This is a genomic window from Neobacillus novalis NBRC 102450 (assembly GCF_001591805.1).
GTDB lineage: Bacteria > Bacillota > Bacilli > Bacillales > Cytobacillaceae > Neobacillus > Neobacillus novalis.
The window spans coordinates 1-13851 of record NZ_BCVP01000051.1; the positions used below are offsets into that span (position 1 = coordinate 1).

At 40.6% G+C, this 13851-nt stretch carries 13 protein-coding genes and 1 tRNA gene; 5 read left to right on the forward strand and 9 right to left on the reverse strand.

Translation table 11 applies throughout. The features are described 5' to 3' along the window. Positions 1 to 2: 2 nt before the first annotated feature. Positions 3 to 77 (reverse strand) — tRNA-Asn (locus BANVL01_RS24365). A gap of 120 nt (positions 78 to 197) precedes the next feature. Next, positions 198 to 671, reverse strand: a complete 474-nt coding sequence (locus BANVL01_RS24370) for a SprT family protein (protein ID WP_066095273.1) — start codon at positions 669 to 671, stop codon at positions 198 to 200. Positions 672 to 769: 98 nt separating this feature from the next. Between BANVL01_RS24370 and cmpA the strand changes: the two genes are divergently transcribed. After that, positions 770 to 883: a cortex morphogenetic protein CmpA gene (gene cmpA / locus BANVL01_RS27570; protein WP_007083554.1), complete on the forward strand. Its 114-nt coding sequence runs from the start codon at positions 770 to 772 to the stop codon at positions 881 to 883. A gap of 16 nt (positions 884 to 899) precedes the next feature. On the opposite strand, the gene BANVL01_RS24375 is transcribed toward cmpA, so the two are convergent. From BANVL01_RS24375 to acpS, 6 genes are all read right to left on the reverse strand, one after another. Beyond that, positions 900 to 3068 carry a Tex family protein gene (locus BANVL01_RS24375; RefSeq protein ID WP_156482411.1) on the reverse strand — a complete coding sequence of 723 codons (2169 nt, stop codon included), beginning with the start codon at positions 3066 to 3068 and terminating at the stop codon, positions 900 to 902. A 186-nt stretch (positions 3069 to 3254) separates the two neighbouring features. Further along, entirely contained in the window at positions 3255 to 3605 is a 351-nt protein-coding gene (ndoA, locus tag BANVL01_RS24380) for a type II toxin-antitoxin system endoribonuclease NdoA (RefSeq protein WP_007083556.1), read from the reverse strand. 4 nt (positions 3606 to 3609) lie between these two features. Then, the gene (locus BANVL01_RS24385; protein WP_066097189.1) at positions 3610 to 3891 is read right to left on the reverse strand and encodes a CopG family ribbon-helix-helix protein; all 282 of its coding nucleotides are present in this window, start codon (positions 3889 to 3891) and stop codon (positions 3610 to 3612) included. Between the two features lie 264 nt (positions 3892 to 4155). Beyond that, complete coding sequence (alr, locus tag BANVL01_RS24390; RefSeq protein WP_066095270.1) at positions 4156 to 5319, reverse strand: alanine racemase; 1164 nt, start codon at positions 5317 to 5319, stop codon at positions 4156 to 4158. A gap of 256 nt (positions 5320 to 5575) precedes the next feature. Then, on the reverse strand, positions 5576 to 6589 hold the full coding sequence (locus BANVL01_RS24395) for a LolA family protein (RefSeq protein ID WP_066095267.1): 1014 nt from the start codon (positions 6587 to 6589) through the stop codon (positions 5576 to 5578). Positions 6590 to 6744: 155 nt separating this feature from the next. Next, positions 6745 to 7092: a holo-ACP synthase gene (gene acpS / locus BANVL01_RS24400; RefSeq protein ID WP_066095264.1), complete on the reverse strand. Its 348-nt coding sequence runs from the start codon at positions 7090 to 7092 to the stop codon at positions 6745 to 6747. A 92-nt stretch (positions 7093 to 7184) separates the two neighbouring features. Between acpS and BANVL01_RS24405 the strand changes: the two genes are divergently transcribed. From BANVL01_RS24405 to BANVL01_RS24425, 4 genes are all read left to right on the forward strand, one after another. Then, the gene (locus BANVL01_RS24405) at positions 7185 to 7913 is read left to right on the forward strand and encodes a rhomboid family intramembrane serine protease (RefSeq protein ID WP_066095261.1); all 729 of its coding nucleotides are present in this window, start codon (positions 7185 to 7187) and stop codon (positions 7911 to 7913) included. 195 nt (positions 7914 to 8108) lie between these two features. Beyond that, on the forward strand, positions 8109 to 9650 hold the full coding sequence (locus tag BANVL01_RS24410) for a spore germination protein (protein ID WP_066095258.1): 1542 nt from the start codon (positions 8109 to 8111) through the stop codon (positions 9648 to 9650). After that, positions 9650 to 10810, forward strand: a complete 1161-nt coding sequence (locus tag BANVL01_RS24415) for a Ger(x)C family spore germination protein (protein ID WP_066095255.1) — start codon at positions 9650 to 9652, stop codon at positions 10808 to 10810. Before BANVL01_RS24410 ends, BANVL01_RS24415 begins: the two co-directional genes overlap by 1 nt. Positions 10811 to 11038: 228 nt before the next feature. Then, complete coding sequence (locus BANVL01_RS24425) at positions 11039 to 12148, forward strand: GerAB/ArcD/ProY family transporter (protein ID WP_066095249.1); 1110 nt, start codon at positions 11039 to 11041, stop codon at positions 12146 to 12148. A gap of 89 nt (positions 12149 to 12237) precedes the next feature. Here BANVL01_RS24425 and cshA read toward each other — a convergent pair whose 3' ends face one another. Further along, the gene (gene cshA, locus BANVL01_RS24430) at positions 12238 to 13728 is read right to left on the reverse strand and encodes a degradosome RNA helicase CshA (protein ID WP_066095247.1); all 1491 of its coding nucleotides are present in this window, start codon (positions 13726 to 13728) and stop codon (positions 12238 to 12240) included. Positions 13729 to 13851 lie beyond the last annotated feature (123 nt).

A 13851-nucleotide genomic window follows, 5' to 3' on the forward strand; every position in this document is an offset into this window, starting at 1 on the left:
AATGGCTCCGCAGGTAGGACTCGAACCTACGACCGATCGGTTAACAGCCGATAGCTCTACCACTGAGCTACTGCGGAATAATGAATAATTTTTAATGCTTCAATAAGGCATTCGCCCTATCGACTCTTACCATTATAATGACGAAACAAGCTAAAGTCAATATGATTTTTCGATAAGATTTCTGCCAATATCTTACGTTATTCCAATGTTACTTCTTTGATTTTCTTTAATTTACCTTTGCATTTTCCGCAAACGTATCTGTTAGTATCAATACTTCTTTTCCTTCTATATATAAGTTGGCATTTTGTACATTGATATATAAGGATTTTCTTTACTGCACGCTTTACCTCTCGGCCAGGAAGCTGCGTGCAAAATCTAGGGGCCCCTGTTTTTTTTAATAACTTTTTAAATTCCTGATCCTTATGTTGATAACCTTTCCCTTCAAGATGAAGGTGGTAATGGCATAGCTCGTGTTTGATGATGCCGATTAATTCCTTTTCGCCCAGTTCATCTAAATATTTTTTATTAATTTCTATATTATGTGAGCCCAGTAGGTATCTTCCGCCTGTTGATCTTAATCTCGGATTGAATGATGCCTGATGGTTAAATTGTTTACCAAATGACTCAATCGATATTTTTTCGACCAGTAATTGAAGTTCTGCCTGTTCCATTTTATACTTCCCTCACTTTCCAAGCGAACGTGACAACCCATTATAGCATATCATTATATATACTTTATTTACGATGAAACTTTTCGGGAGGTTTTTCTATGCCAACTTGGTTGCAAAACCAAATGAAAAGAGCTTTCTATGAGAAGGATCGCTACCAGATTAAGCTGTTAAACCAGTGCTGGTTTTTTTACAGAAAAAAACACTGCTCCTAGAAGCAGTGTTTTCTCATTAATTTGATGGAGATAACATCGTTAATGCCACGCGTCCTTTTTTCATATCCACCGAGTCAACCCAAACTGTTACTACATCTCCAACGGAGACAATATCCAGTGGATGTTTGACAAATCGATTGCTAAGCTTAGAGATATGAACTAGTCCGTCCTGCTTCACACCAATATCAACAAATGCACCAAAGTCAACGACATTTCGAACGGTCCCTTGCAGCTCCATTCCCGCTTTCAGATCTTCTAATTTTAAGACGTCCTTTTTCAAAAGCGGTCTAGGTAAATCATCACGCGGATCACGTTCCGGTCGTACTAAGGCATCAATAATATCTTTTAAGGTTAATTCACCAATGGCGAGTTCTTCGGAGACAGTTTTTAAATCAAGGCCGCTTAGTGCCCTTTTCAACTCTTCCGAACCCAAATCATCCGTTGTAAAACCGAGGCTGGCTAATAGCTTCTTCACTTCATCGTAATTCTCAGGATGGATTCCTGTCCGGTCAAGCGGCTGCTTTCCGTCTAGTACTCGCAAGAAGCCAATGGCCTGTTCATAGGTTTTCGCACCAAGGCGCGGCACTTTCTTTAATTGAACCCTGCTCGTGAATTTCCCTTCTTCTTCTCGTTTTTTAACAATATTGTTGGCAGCCGTTTTGTTCAGCCCGGCAACATATTGTAAAAGCGAGGAAGAGGCAGTATTCACATTCACACCGACACGGTTAACTGCTGTTTCAACAACAAAATGCAAGGAACCCGAAAGTCGCTTTTGAGAGACATCGTGCTGATATTGACCGACACCTACTGATTTCGGATCTATTTTCACCAATTCAGCTAATGGGTCCTGTAAGCGTCTCGCAATCGAAACAGCACTTCTTTCTTCGACTTGGAAGTTCGGAAACTCTTCTCTGGCAATGTCAGAGGCGGAGTAAACGCTGGCACCTGCTTCATTAACAATCAAATAGAAGATTTCTTCCTGCATTTCTTTTAAAATATCAGCCACAAACTGTTCAGTTTCCCTTGATGCCGTGCCGTTGCCAATCGCAGCCATTTCTACCTTGTATTCAAGCAAGATTTCAATAAACTTTTCGCGCGCTTCTTTTGTTTTCGAAACTGGCGGATGCGGATAGATGACATCTATTTTCAACACCTTACCCGTTTCGTCAACGACAGCTAATTTACAGCCAGTCCGATAGGCTGGGTCGACGCCGATGACCACTTTTCCTTTTAACGGCGGCTGCAGCAGTAAATTCCTTAGGTTTTCGGAGAATATGTGAATTGCTTGCTCTTCACCTTTTTCGGTTAACTCACTGCGAATCTCCCGTTCAATCGATGGCTGGATTAATCGTTTGTAACTGTCTTCAATTGCCTCCAACACAATTGGCGCCGAAGAAGAGTGCTGAATCCGGATCCATTTCCTTGAAAGATAGGTCATTATTAAATCTGCGTTCATTTTTATCGATACTCTTAGAATATCTTCCTTTTCACCGCGATTTAAGGCAAGAATTCGATGAGGAACGATTTTGTTAACAGGTTCATCGTACTCGTAGTACATTTCATACACGTTTTTCTCGTCTTTTTCTGCATCTTTTACCACCGATATGACAGCACCAGATTTAAACGTTTCTTTTCGAATCCATTTGCGGCTCTCTGCATCATCGGAAACCCATTCAGCGATGATGTCTTTGGCACCTGCAATAACTTCATCAACGGTAACAACTTCTTCCGTTAAAAATTCCTTTGCTTTTTCAGTGATACCGTCCTTAGAAAAAGTCAACAACCACTCGGCAAAAGGTTCGAGGCCTTTTTCCTTGGCAACGGTTGCCTTTGTCCGTCTTTTTTGTTTATAAGGACGGTATAAATCTTCCACCTCTTGAAGCTTTTCTGACTTCGTGACGGCTCGGCTAAGTTCATCTGTTAATTTACCCTGTTCCGAAATGATCCGAAGAACTTCTTCTTTTCTTTGCTCAAGGTTTTGTATGTATTGCCAACGTTCCAGTATGTTTCGGATTTGCACTTCATCAAGGGCACCCGTCATTTCTTTTCGGTAACGTGCTATAAAGGGAACCGTATTGCCTTCATCTAATAACGAAATAACACTTTTCACTTGTTTATAAGAGATTGCTTGCTCCGAGGCTATTTTACCTAAAAGCTGTTCATCCTTTGCAACTGTATCATTCACAAAACAGTCCTCCATTCTTTTTACCTTATTGTAACAGAACAACAGGGGCGTTTCATTAATGGGGGCTCCGCCCTTTTCCACGCAAAAGAAAAAGGCAAGCATCTTAGCTTGCCACAGGCAGAATTAGAGTATGAGGTCAGGATATGTACGAAAACACGCTCTTTCTAAAAAAGAGCGTGTGTTAAACTAAAATTCGATGAGTCCTAAGCTTACCTGCAAGGCTTCATCCACTTTCTCCATCATTTCGTCATCGAGATGGGTGATTTTATCGGTTAACCGCTGCTTATCAATTGTACGAATTTGCTCTAACAGAATGACCGAATCTCGCTCAAATCCGTAGCGCTTCGCATCAATTTCTACATGAGTTGGAAGCTTCGCTTTTTGAATTTGAGCTGTAATCGCTGCAACAATTACTGTGGGACTAAACCGATTCCCGATGTCGTTTTGGATGACAAGTACAGGTCGGACGCCGCCTTGTTCAGAACCAACAACTGGGGATAGGTCCGCGAAATAAACGTCACCACGCTTGACAATCAAAGGTTTATCCTCCGCTTACAAGACGTTCAACTGTGTGTTCTGCCTCATATTCTGCTAGGAATGCTTCTGATGCAATTCTAAGATTGATCTTCGCCATTTCCATGTAACCACGTCTCATCGACTCGCGAATTTGTCTCTTTTTTCGTTCGCGTAAATACATTTTTGTTGCTTGGTAGATAAACTCACTGCGGTTTACATTTTCTTGCTTTACAAAACCATCTAACTCAGTTAAAAGATGTTGCGGTAACTTTACTAAGATTTCCGTAGTTGCGCCTGATTCAGCCACAAACATACACCTCCACCATCACTACACACCAATTTTTATCTAACAAGACTAAATCCTAAACGCGTAAATACAACGCCTCATGTAGCACTCCTAAGAGATACGCCATTCGACGAGTTTTAGCTGTACCATATTTTATAATAACACTTATCACGCCTACTGCATAGACTAAATATAATCTACTGTATTATAAGCCAATAAAAGGTGCTTTTATGCACAAATTACCGCAATATCATAAATATGTTGGAAATTTCTTATTTACGACTATTAATTGTTAAGCAGTGCATTTTTTAAATCGACAATTTGTCCTCCCCGTTTGTAAAGGCGCGGGATGCGATTTGCAATGATACAAGGCACTTCATAATTGATGGTTTCTAGTTTAGCAGCAATTTCATTAACCGATAGGAATTGATCCTTTTGAGCGCCAATTAACGTTACGGTAGTGCCAACAGGAACATAATATGGGAGACGAATCATACATTGATCCATGCAGATTCTGCCGACAATAGGAGAACGCTTGCCGTCCACAAGCACTTCTTGGCCATTAAGCTTGCGGATCCACCCATCTGCGTAGCCAATCGGGATCGTGCCAATCCACTCTTCCGCATTGCTTTCATAGGTTGCGCCGTAGCTGACCTTTTCTCCCTTTTCAAGCTTTTTCACATGAACAAGCCGAGATCGTAATGAAAAGGCTTCTTTTAATGGAAAGGGGATTTCTTTTTCCATTTCAATGGAGGGCGTCAACCCATACATCGCAATTCCAATTCGAACCGCGTTAAAATAGGCTCCAGGAAAACGGATAGCGGCCGCACTGTTGCTGGAGTGGACAAGCCGAGGACGCTCGGCTAATCCGCTTATCATCTTTTCGAATAACGATAATTGCTGCTGAAAATAGGTCACATCCAGTTCATCAGCCGTAGCAAAATGAGTATAAATCCCTTCTAGATGGAATCGCTCATCTTTACCAATGATTTGCTCAATTGCACTTAACTCACTGGGGGTCCGAACTCCAATTCGCCCCATCCCTGTATCTACTTTGATATGCAAAGAAATTCTTTCGTCCATTTTTATATGATTTAATGCCTCTTCCAGCCATTCTTTCTGAAAAACAGTAAGGGTTAGCGCAAATTTAGCTGCCACAGGCGCATCTTCAGGACGTGTAGCACCTAAGACAAGAATGGGCGCATTGATTCCTTTGTTCCTTAGTGCAATGGCCTCATCCATAAAAGCAACTGCTAAATAATTTGCCCCCGCTTCTAAAGCCACTTTTGCTACTTGGGCATCACCGTGCCCATAAGCATTCGCTTTAACCACTGCGATAATATTTACTTGTTTAGGCAGGTGTTTTCTTACTGAGATGACATTATCAGCGATACAATCCAAATCGACCTCCGCCCAAGTATCCCGATAGAAATATCCTAACTCTTCCATACTTCCACTTCCTACTTACTAAAATTAAAACATTCTTCATTTTATCATATTAAGAAAAAAACTGCTTTTTGTTGGTCGAGGTAAAAACTAGAACCTTTGGGATAAAGAAAACTCGCCGATTGGCGAGCCTTAAGGTGAAGACAGAGGCGTAGTTGCACTTATGCGACATAGGAAACTGTGAATTTTGGAAAAATTTACACCTTCCTATTAGCCAAAAAAAACAGGCCCCTTAAAGAGCCTGCTGGATGAAGGTATTTTATTTTACTGAATCACCTTGAACAGATTCTGCGACCTCAATTAATTCTTCCTTGGTTAGGTTAGTCGATGCAATCATGTAATCAACCCCGTCATCGGACCATGAAATAGAGTGGTCAGAAACGGCCCCAATCGTAACTCCCAAGTCAACAATATCCCCTTCCACATAGGTCGGAGTGGCTAATACCGTTTTCGCCGTTACTTTTTCCTGGATAAGTGTAAACGACTTTTTACCATCATAAGTGAGGATAACCCGCTTCCCATCTTCTATCTTTACTTCCTTTTCTCCAATTAATTTAGTATTTTTAAGCTCAACAGTTGGATACTTAACAGTAAAAGTATTATCTTTACCGTCCGCCATGGCAGGCAGCCCAACTTGCGCACGTGTCATGTTCTTCTTCATATCGAAATCGTCCTTTTTAAAGCTTGCCTTAAACTCAACCTTGGAGAATTCAACAGTCACGAGAGCATTCCGGTCAGGGTCCATTACTTTTACAACAGCAGGTGATAAATCATTTTTATTTAATTTAATTTCTTGGAATGGCAGCATACTATTATTTTGATAACGGGTTTTTGTTTCAAATATATAATAATCTTTTGTCATTGAGAATTTAGCATCTTTATCCATCACAATATCTTTTATCAATGATTCATACAGATAGGCCTGACTGCTGTTTTGCGGCCAATCGCTTTGGAAACGGAAGCTCTTATTCAGTGCCGGTGTTAGGACGAATACACCTTGATTATTTCGTAAAATCATTTGACTTTGATCTTTTTCGGCATTTTTCAAATTGACGCGATAAAAGGTAGGATCTTTATGCCAAATTTCTACGTTATAACTCTGTGAATCAGTACCCATTTTCAACGTCATTTTTGCATTCACCTTGTAGCTTGTTAAGTCCTCCTGTTTACTCTTTAACTCCTTCACCACATCACCTTGTGATTTAGAGCCACAGGCAGCTAGTATAAATACGACCATCAGCCCTGTAATGAGCAGCAAAATCTTTTTCCTCATTCCTTCAACCCCTTCTTGTCTCATTTCATATGATTAAAAGAAGAGAAAGGCAGGGAAGGACCAAAGCTGACCTTGTCTCTCCTATTTCCCTATGAATATATGAGACAACCTAGGGGAATATGCGAAAAAGCTTTCTGCGCAATTTATATTTATTTTTACTCCTCAATAATAACCTGGGCGACTGCATAGTCTCTGCTGTGGGAGATGGACAAATGGGCTTGAACGTCAGGCTTTGCAATAAACGGCTTCCCGGAGCTGTCTGTTTCAATTTCGATATCTAAAAAGGACAGTTCCTTTCCAATTCCGGTACCAGCTGCCTTGGAAAAGGCCTCCTTTGCAGCAAATCTCCCTGCCAAAAACTCAACCTGCCTGCGGGCGGATAACCCTTCAAACCTAGCCTTTTCCCTTGGAGTTAAGATACGGTCAACAAATTTCATTTGTGTGCTTATGATTTCCTGAATCCTTGAAAGTTCAATAATATCAATTCCGATACCTTTTATCAAAAGTTCATCTTCCTTCTATTTATTTTCCTAACCGCATAATAGTGTACAAGACGGCAATAAAGGCTATTATGGTTAGTAAGAGGAGGTTTATTATGTTTACCAGAACCGAAAGCTTTCGCGAGTTTATTCGCTTTTATCCAGTTGTTTCTATTATAATCGCCATTCATTTAGTCTTATACTTACTAACTATTTTACCCTTCTTCCCAAACTATTGGTTCTTCGAAACCTTTTCAGGGGTAAACCTTTATATTATGGAGGGGGAATATTGGCGACTGTTAACACCAACCTTTATGCATAGTGGCTTTACTCACGTGCTGTTTAATAGTTTTTCGCTCGTTCTATTCGGTCCGGCACTTGAGCGCATCCTTGGCCGCGGCAGGTTTTTATTCGTTTACCTTCTATCCGGCTTTATCGCCAATGTTGCTACACTGTTGCTCGAACCGCTGACCTATATCCACGTCGGTTCTAGCGGTGCTATATTTGGACTATTCGGCTATTATATTGCGATTATCATGTTTCGAAAACAATGGCTATCGAAGCAAAACTCACAAATTATCCTCACTCTTTGTGTCATCAGTTTGATTATGACCTTCCTACAGCCAAATATAAATATTACCGCTCATCTATTCGGCTTACTTGGCGGCTTTTTACTTGGGGCAGTTCCTTATTTTAATAAAAAGGACTTTACTGAATCGATTAAAGGCACGACAAACTGGGCCAGCAGCAAAAGGAAAAGTGCTGCCGCGCAATCACCATTGAAAGTGCTGATTTGGGCCGTGATCATCATCATAGCCATCGTCGGATTTTTAGCGCAAAAATAACAGAGCCTTTCACCTCAATATTGTCCTCATGAACGCTTCCTTAGGGGGAGGGTTCTTCTTTTTTGGGCTCAGAATCCATGCCTTTTCCCCCTAACTTCCATTATTTTTAGTATACATCTAATAATATTTATCCCAAAAAGTATTTTAAAAAGAAAATGGGCATTCTAACAAAAAGTTCGTTGCGGGGTGAATTTAATGCCAATTTTCTCGAAAAATAAACACAAAACCCAAAATAGTACCAATAAGCAAATGTTCTTTGGTGAGGATTATGACATTCGGAGAAAGTGGTTTAAAGCCACCTTTCAGAACAGCGATGATATCACCTTTCACGAATTAACAGCCAATCAAACCCGCTGCGGAATCGTCTTTTTGCAGGGGATGGTTGATCAACAGACTTTCGACGATCAGATACTAAAGTATATTGTTTCACCGGGTTTCGCTTCATCTCAAAAGGAATTATTACATAAGATTCTAGATCTGCAATCGATAAGTACGATGTGTACTAGCATTGTTACCGATATTCAGGAAGCAGCCGATTCTGTCCTTGATGGAAAAATCATTATTTTTTTCGAAGGTGACAGCCGCATGCTCGTGATTCCGCTTACTAGCTTTGAAAAGAGAGCAGTTAGCGAAACGTCCAATGAGAACGTTATCAGAGGTCCAAGAGAAGCCTTTGTGGAGGATATCCATACAAATATCACGATGATTCGCCGAAAAATTAAATCTGCTGACTTAAAAATGGAACAGCTAGTCATTGGAAAATATACAAAGACTAAGGTGATGATTGGCTATATCGAAGGACTATGTAAGGAAGGTTTAATCACTGATATCAAACAACTGATTAACCAGATTGAGATTGACGGCGTCTTAGGGAGCAGCTATTTAGAGGAGTGTTTCGATCATTTCCCATTATCACCCTTTCCACAAGCCCAAAAGACGGAGCGCCCCGATGTTGCCGCTGCCGCCTTGTTAGAAGGAAGAGTCGTTATTTTTGTGGACGGGACACCGATTCCCCTTCTAGTACCCGTGACAATGTATATGTTTCTACAATCGGCTGAAGATTATTATCAACGCTTTTTCCTTACTAGTTTTATTCGGTTACTTCGCTACGCCTATTTAGTCCTTTCGCTGCTATTCCCGTCGTTTTATATTGCGATAACCACCTTTCACCCAGAAATGATTCCTACCACTTTATTAATTAATGTGGCAGCATCACGAGACAACGTCCCCTTTCCCGGTTTAGTAGAAGCATTTATTATGGAAATAGCATTTGAAGGATTACGAGAAGCAGGAATCCGTACACCAAAAGTAGTTGGACAGGCAATTGGCATTCTTGGTGCATTGGTGATTGGTCAGGCAGCCGTACAGGCAGGAATTGTGTCCGCTCCAATGGTAATCATCGTTTCGATTACAGGAATTGCATCATTCATTATTCCAGCATACGATTTTGCGTTTACCATCAGATTGCTCCGCTTCCCTATCATGATATTGGCTGGGTCATTCGGTATATTTGGTTTGATGATCGGCTGCATACTTATCTATATTCATGTTGTAAGCATCGACTCTTTTGGCATACCCTATCTGTCTCCAACAGCGCCATTGCGTCCGACAGATTTAAAGGATGTATTTATTCGTGCGCCTTGGTGGTTAATGAAACGCCGGCCTTCGTTTGTTGGGAGCTCAAATTCCAATCGATTAACAATCAAGAAATCACTACCTGAGGATGATGAGGATTAATGAGAGCGCTAAAGTGGTCGATGGTGATGAGTACCTTATTATTAACTGGCTGCTGGTCGAGGGTTGAGATCAATGATTGTGCTTTTGTTACAGCCATGTATGTGGACAAAGCAGCTAATGGTCAAATGGAATTAACGCTAGCGTTTCCGCTCCCAAATCGACTAGTTCCAGGCACGGTAGGCGGTTCTGCATCACCAGGAAATCCATATGCACAAGTATCAAGAAAAGGAAAAACAATTACGGAAGCCTATCATAAAATGCAAATAGATTTACCGCGAAGAATTAGTTGGGGGCATACAAGAATTATTGTCGTAAGTGAAGAAATGGCAAAAGAAGGAATTGGCCATATCTTAGAATTTATTGCCCGCGACCCGAAATTAAACATTAATAACGCCGTATTGGTTGCACCGGGAAAAGCAAAGGATATTGAAAATCTCGTACCAGCATTCGAACGTTTCCCGAGTGAGATTGTCCGCGAATTCACCCAAGAAAAGGTCACTTTATATACGACACCAAAGGACTTTCTCGAGACAGAAAATGGCGATATGATTGTTGGCTACTTAACAAAAGGGAAAGAAAAAATGGTCAGCGAACAAGGAAAAGTGGCTATGTGGGTGGGCACAGATGGAATGGCTTTGTTTCATAATTATAAAATGGTCGGTAAGATTGGCCAAAAGGAAGGGCGCGGCGCTTTATGGCTGCGAAATTCGATAAAAAATGCCTCCGTTTCCATCACATCACCAACAGATAAAAAGGTCATTAGTCTATTAATCTTGAGGGCTAAGACAAAGATTCGCCCGTCCAAAAAGGAGCCGTTCACATTTGATGTTTATGTCACCGCAGAGGATGATATTTCAGAGTCTTATTCCAATATTGATTTAACAAATGAGAAAAACATTTTTCAACTCGAGAAAATTGCCGAAAAGGAAATGAAGGACAGAATTGGCGAAGCCTTTAAAGCCTCTAAAGAAATGAAAGCAGATGTTTTCCAATTCGGCGCATACTTATCCTGGTATAAACCTAAAATATGGAAGGACGTTAAAGAAGATTGGCCGACAGTTTATCAGGATAAAGTGAAGTTAAATATTCATGTAGATTTAAACATCAAACGGCCAGGTGCTGAAAATAATCCAATTTGGATAAAGGAAATAAATTCATGATTATGCTTATTATGCTCTTCTTTATATTTACATTTGGTTACGAATGGGCATATCTGAAGAAGAAAAATCGCAAAAGGAGAACGTTCTGGATTGTCTTTTGCATTATGGGGATGTCCTTTTCTTACTGTATTGCGACCGTTGTTTTTAAACAGATGCCAAGTCCCAATGCATTGATTCAATTCCTATTTAACCCCATCCAACAGAAAATAATAGGTAAGGTGGAATAACTTGAAAACTGCTCAGATTTCACAGAATCAACTGTTACTTTTTTTTATTCTTTATTTTTATTCCACCTTAGTTGGATTTTCTGCCGGCCACTTAATCTACATCTCCCAATATGATACGATACTAGTGCTTTGTATAAGCGGATTGGCGGCAGGGATCTATGCCTATTTTGTGGTCAAGCTTGCGAATCGAAGACCTAATGAATTTTTCTTTCATTACGGAAAGGAAATATTCCCTCATTGGATACATATCCTCTTTATGGGATTCTATTTCCTTTTCTTCCTTCATACAAGCGCGTTTGTTCTAAGAGAATATGAAGATTTTATCGTGCAAACCTATCTTGGTGAAACACCCAACTGGGCAGTCGGCGGCATGCTTGGGATGGTGGTGGCGATAACGGCGAGATCTGGGATTCAAACTTTATTTCGTACAGCACAAGGCTTATTTTTCCTTATCCTCATTGCTGATGTATCCAATACTATTTTCATTGGAAAGGAATTGAAATGGGATCGTTGGATGGCCTTTGTTACGAATCACAGTGGACATGGAATATTTGCAGGAACTTATTTGACCATCCCTTTTTTTGGCGAAGTAATGGTATTGGTGTTTATCTTTCCCTATTTGACGCAAAAAGGTAAAACCCTAAAAACAACATCATGGGCAATTGTACTGGGAATACTCCTAATCACTGTGAACTTCATCTTTTTGCTACTACTATTTGGACCAAATTTAACGAGCCACATTACCTACCCGATGTTAGAAATGGTCCGCTATATTCGGATCGCTGATTTCATTGAAAACTTGGATCCTTTTTTAATTTCGATTTGGTCGACAACCGTATATTTAAAAATTTCTCTCTTATTTTATCTTTCTGTTCACATACTTGCTCAATTTTTGCGATTGAAAGATCACCGCCCGCTGACTTTTTCACTGGCAGCCGTTATGGTCGCGTTATCCCTGCAAATGTCAGGAGGTACAGCCGCTCTTACCAACTTTTATACAAAATCATGGGCAACCTATTCCTATTTTATCGAAGGGATACCCCTCCTTTATTTACTTATGGATACCATTAAACGGTTTATCAAGAAAAGGTCTGCGAATAAGGCCCACTAGAAAGAGCATGGACACTAGTGTCCATGCTCTTTTCTTTGAGAATTGTCCAGCTCCAGCGCCCGCTGAACAGGGCGCTTACGCTTTTCTAATTATTGATGATTATAGCTTCTTGGCTTTGATGGTTTACCGCCGCCGGTTCTTTTTTCACCGCTTCTTGGCTTTACCGGTGCCTTTTTTCTGTTACGATCACCGCCACCGTATGACCCTCTCGAATCGTCTCTTCTGCGACGATCGCGGTCTTGTGGTTTTCTATCTCTCTTTTGTGGAAGCTGTTCTTCTGTTAATTTAATCGGAGTTGTATCCGGTTCTTTGGTCAACATTTTTAATACAGCTGCAATAACAGTTGAAGCATCATTTTCTTCCAGCAATTCTTGAGCCGCTGCTTTATAATATTGTAAATTATTTGATTCAATCGTTTGGACGATTTTTTCTACAACTGCTTTTTGTTGGCCTTCTAATGCTTCATCAAGCGTTGGAGCCTTCATCTTTTCCATCTTGCTTCTAGTGGTTCTTTCCACGACAGCAAGGTATGACTTTTCACGTGGTGTAATAAATGTTAAAGCTACACCCTTTTTACCTGCGCGGCCTGTACGTCCGATGCGGTGAACATAGCTTTCAGGATCCTGCGGGATATCAAAGTTATACACATGGGTAACTCCAGAAATATCGAGACCCCTTGCGGCTACGTCTGTTGCGACAAGAACATCGATTGAACCTTCTTTAAATTTACGAAGGACAGATAACCGTTTTGCCTGGCTTAAATCGCCATGAATACCTTCTGCTGTATATCCTCTTAACGTTAGTGCTTCTGATAATTCATCGACACGGCGCTTTGTACGGCCAAATACAATCGCAAGCTCCGGTGATTGAATATCAAGCAGTCTTGTTAATACATCGAATTTATTTCTTTCTTGAACTTCAAGATAATATTGTTCAATCGAAGGTACGGTCATTTCTTTCGTTTTCACACGAACGATTTGCGGGTCCTTCATGAACTTTTCTGCCATTCTCTGAATTGGACCAGGCATCGTTGCTGAGAAGAGCAACGTCTGGCGTTCAGCTGGAGTCGCAGCAAGAATCGATTCAATGTCTTCAATAAAGCCCATGTTTAACATTTCATCCGCTTCATCAAGGATAACCGTAGTAACTGTATCCAGGCGCATAGTCTTTCTGTTGATATGATCCAATACACGTCCAGGAGTACCAACAATGATATGTGGTGCTTTCTTTAATGAACGAATTTGGCGGCTGATATCTTGACCACCGTAGATTGGCAGCACGCGAACTCTTTTGCCTGAACCAATTTTATAAAGCTCTTCGGATACTTGAATCGCAAGTTCACGTGTTGGTGCAATAATAATCCCTTGAATGGCATCCCGTTTTACATCTACTTTTTCAACCAACGGAATCCCAAATGCAGCTGTTTTACCTGTTCCTGTTTGAGCTTGCCCGATCAAATCAATATTTTTCAAGCCCAATGGGATCGTTTCTGCCTGGATTGGTGTTGCTTCCTCAAAACCCATCTTGAGGACAGCATCTAAAGTGGCCTGACTTAGGCCCAGTTCTTCAAACTTTGTCAATGTTTTCATTCTCCTTCATCTATTTGAAAATATTTTTTCTAAAGTGCTGAATATTTATACACTTACGCATCAAATGCGGTAATAGGTACTTCTTTATTTTACCAAAAAAAAGACACTCTCTAA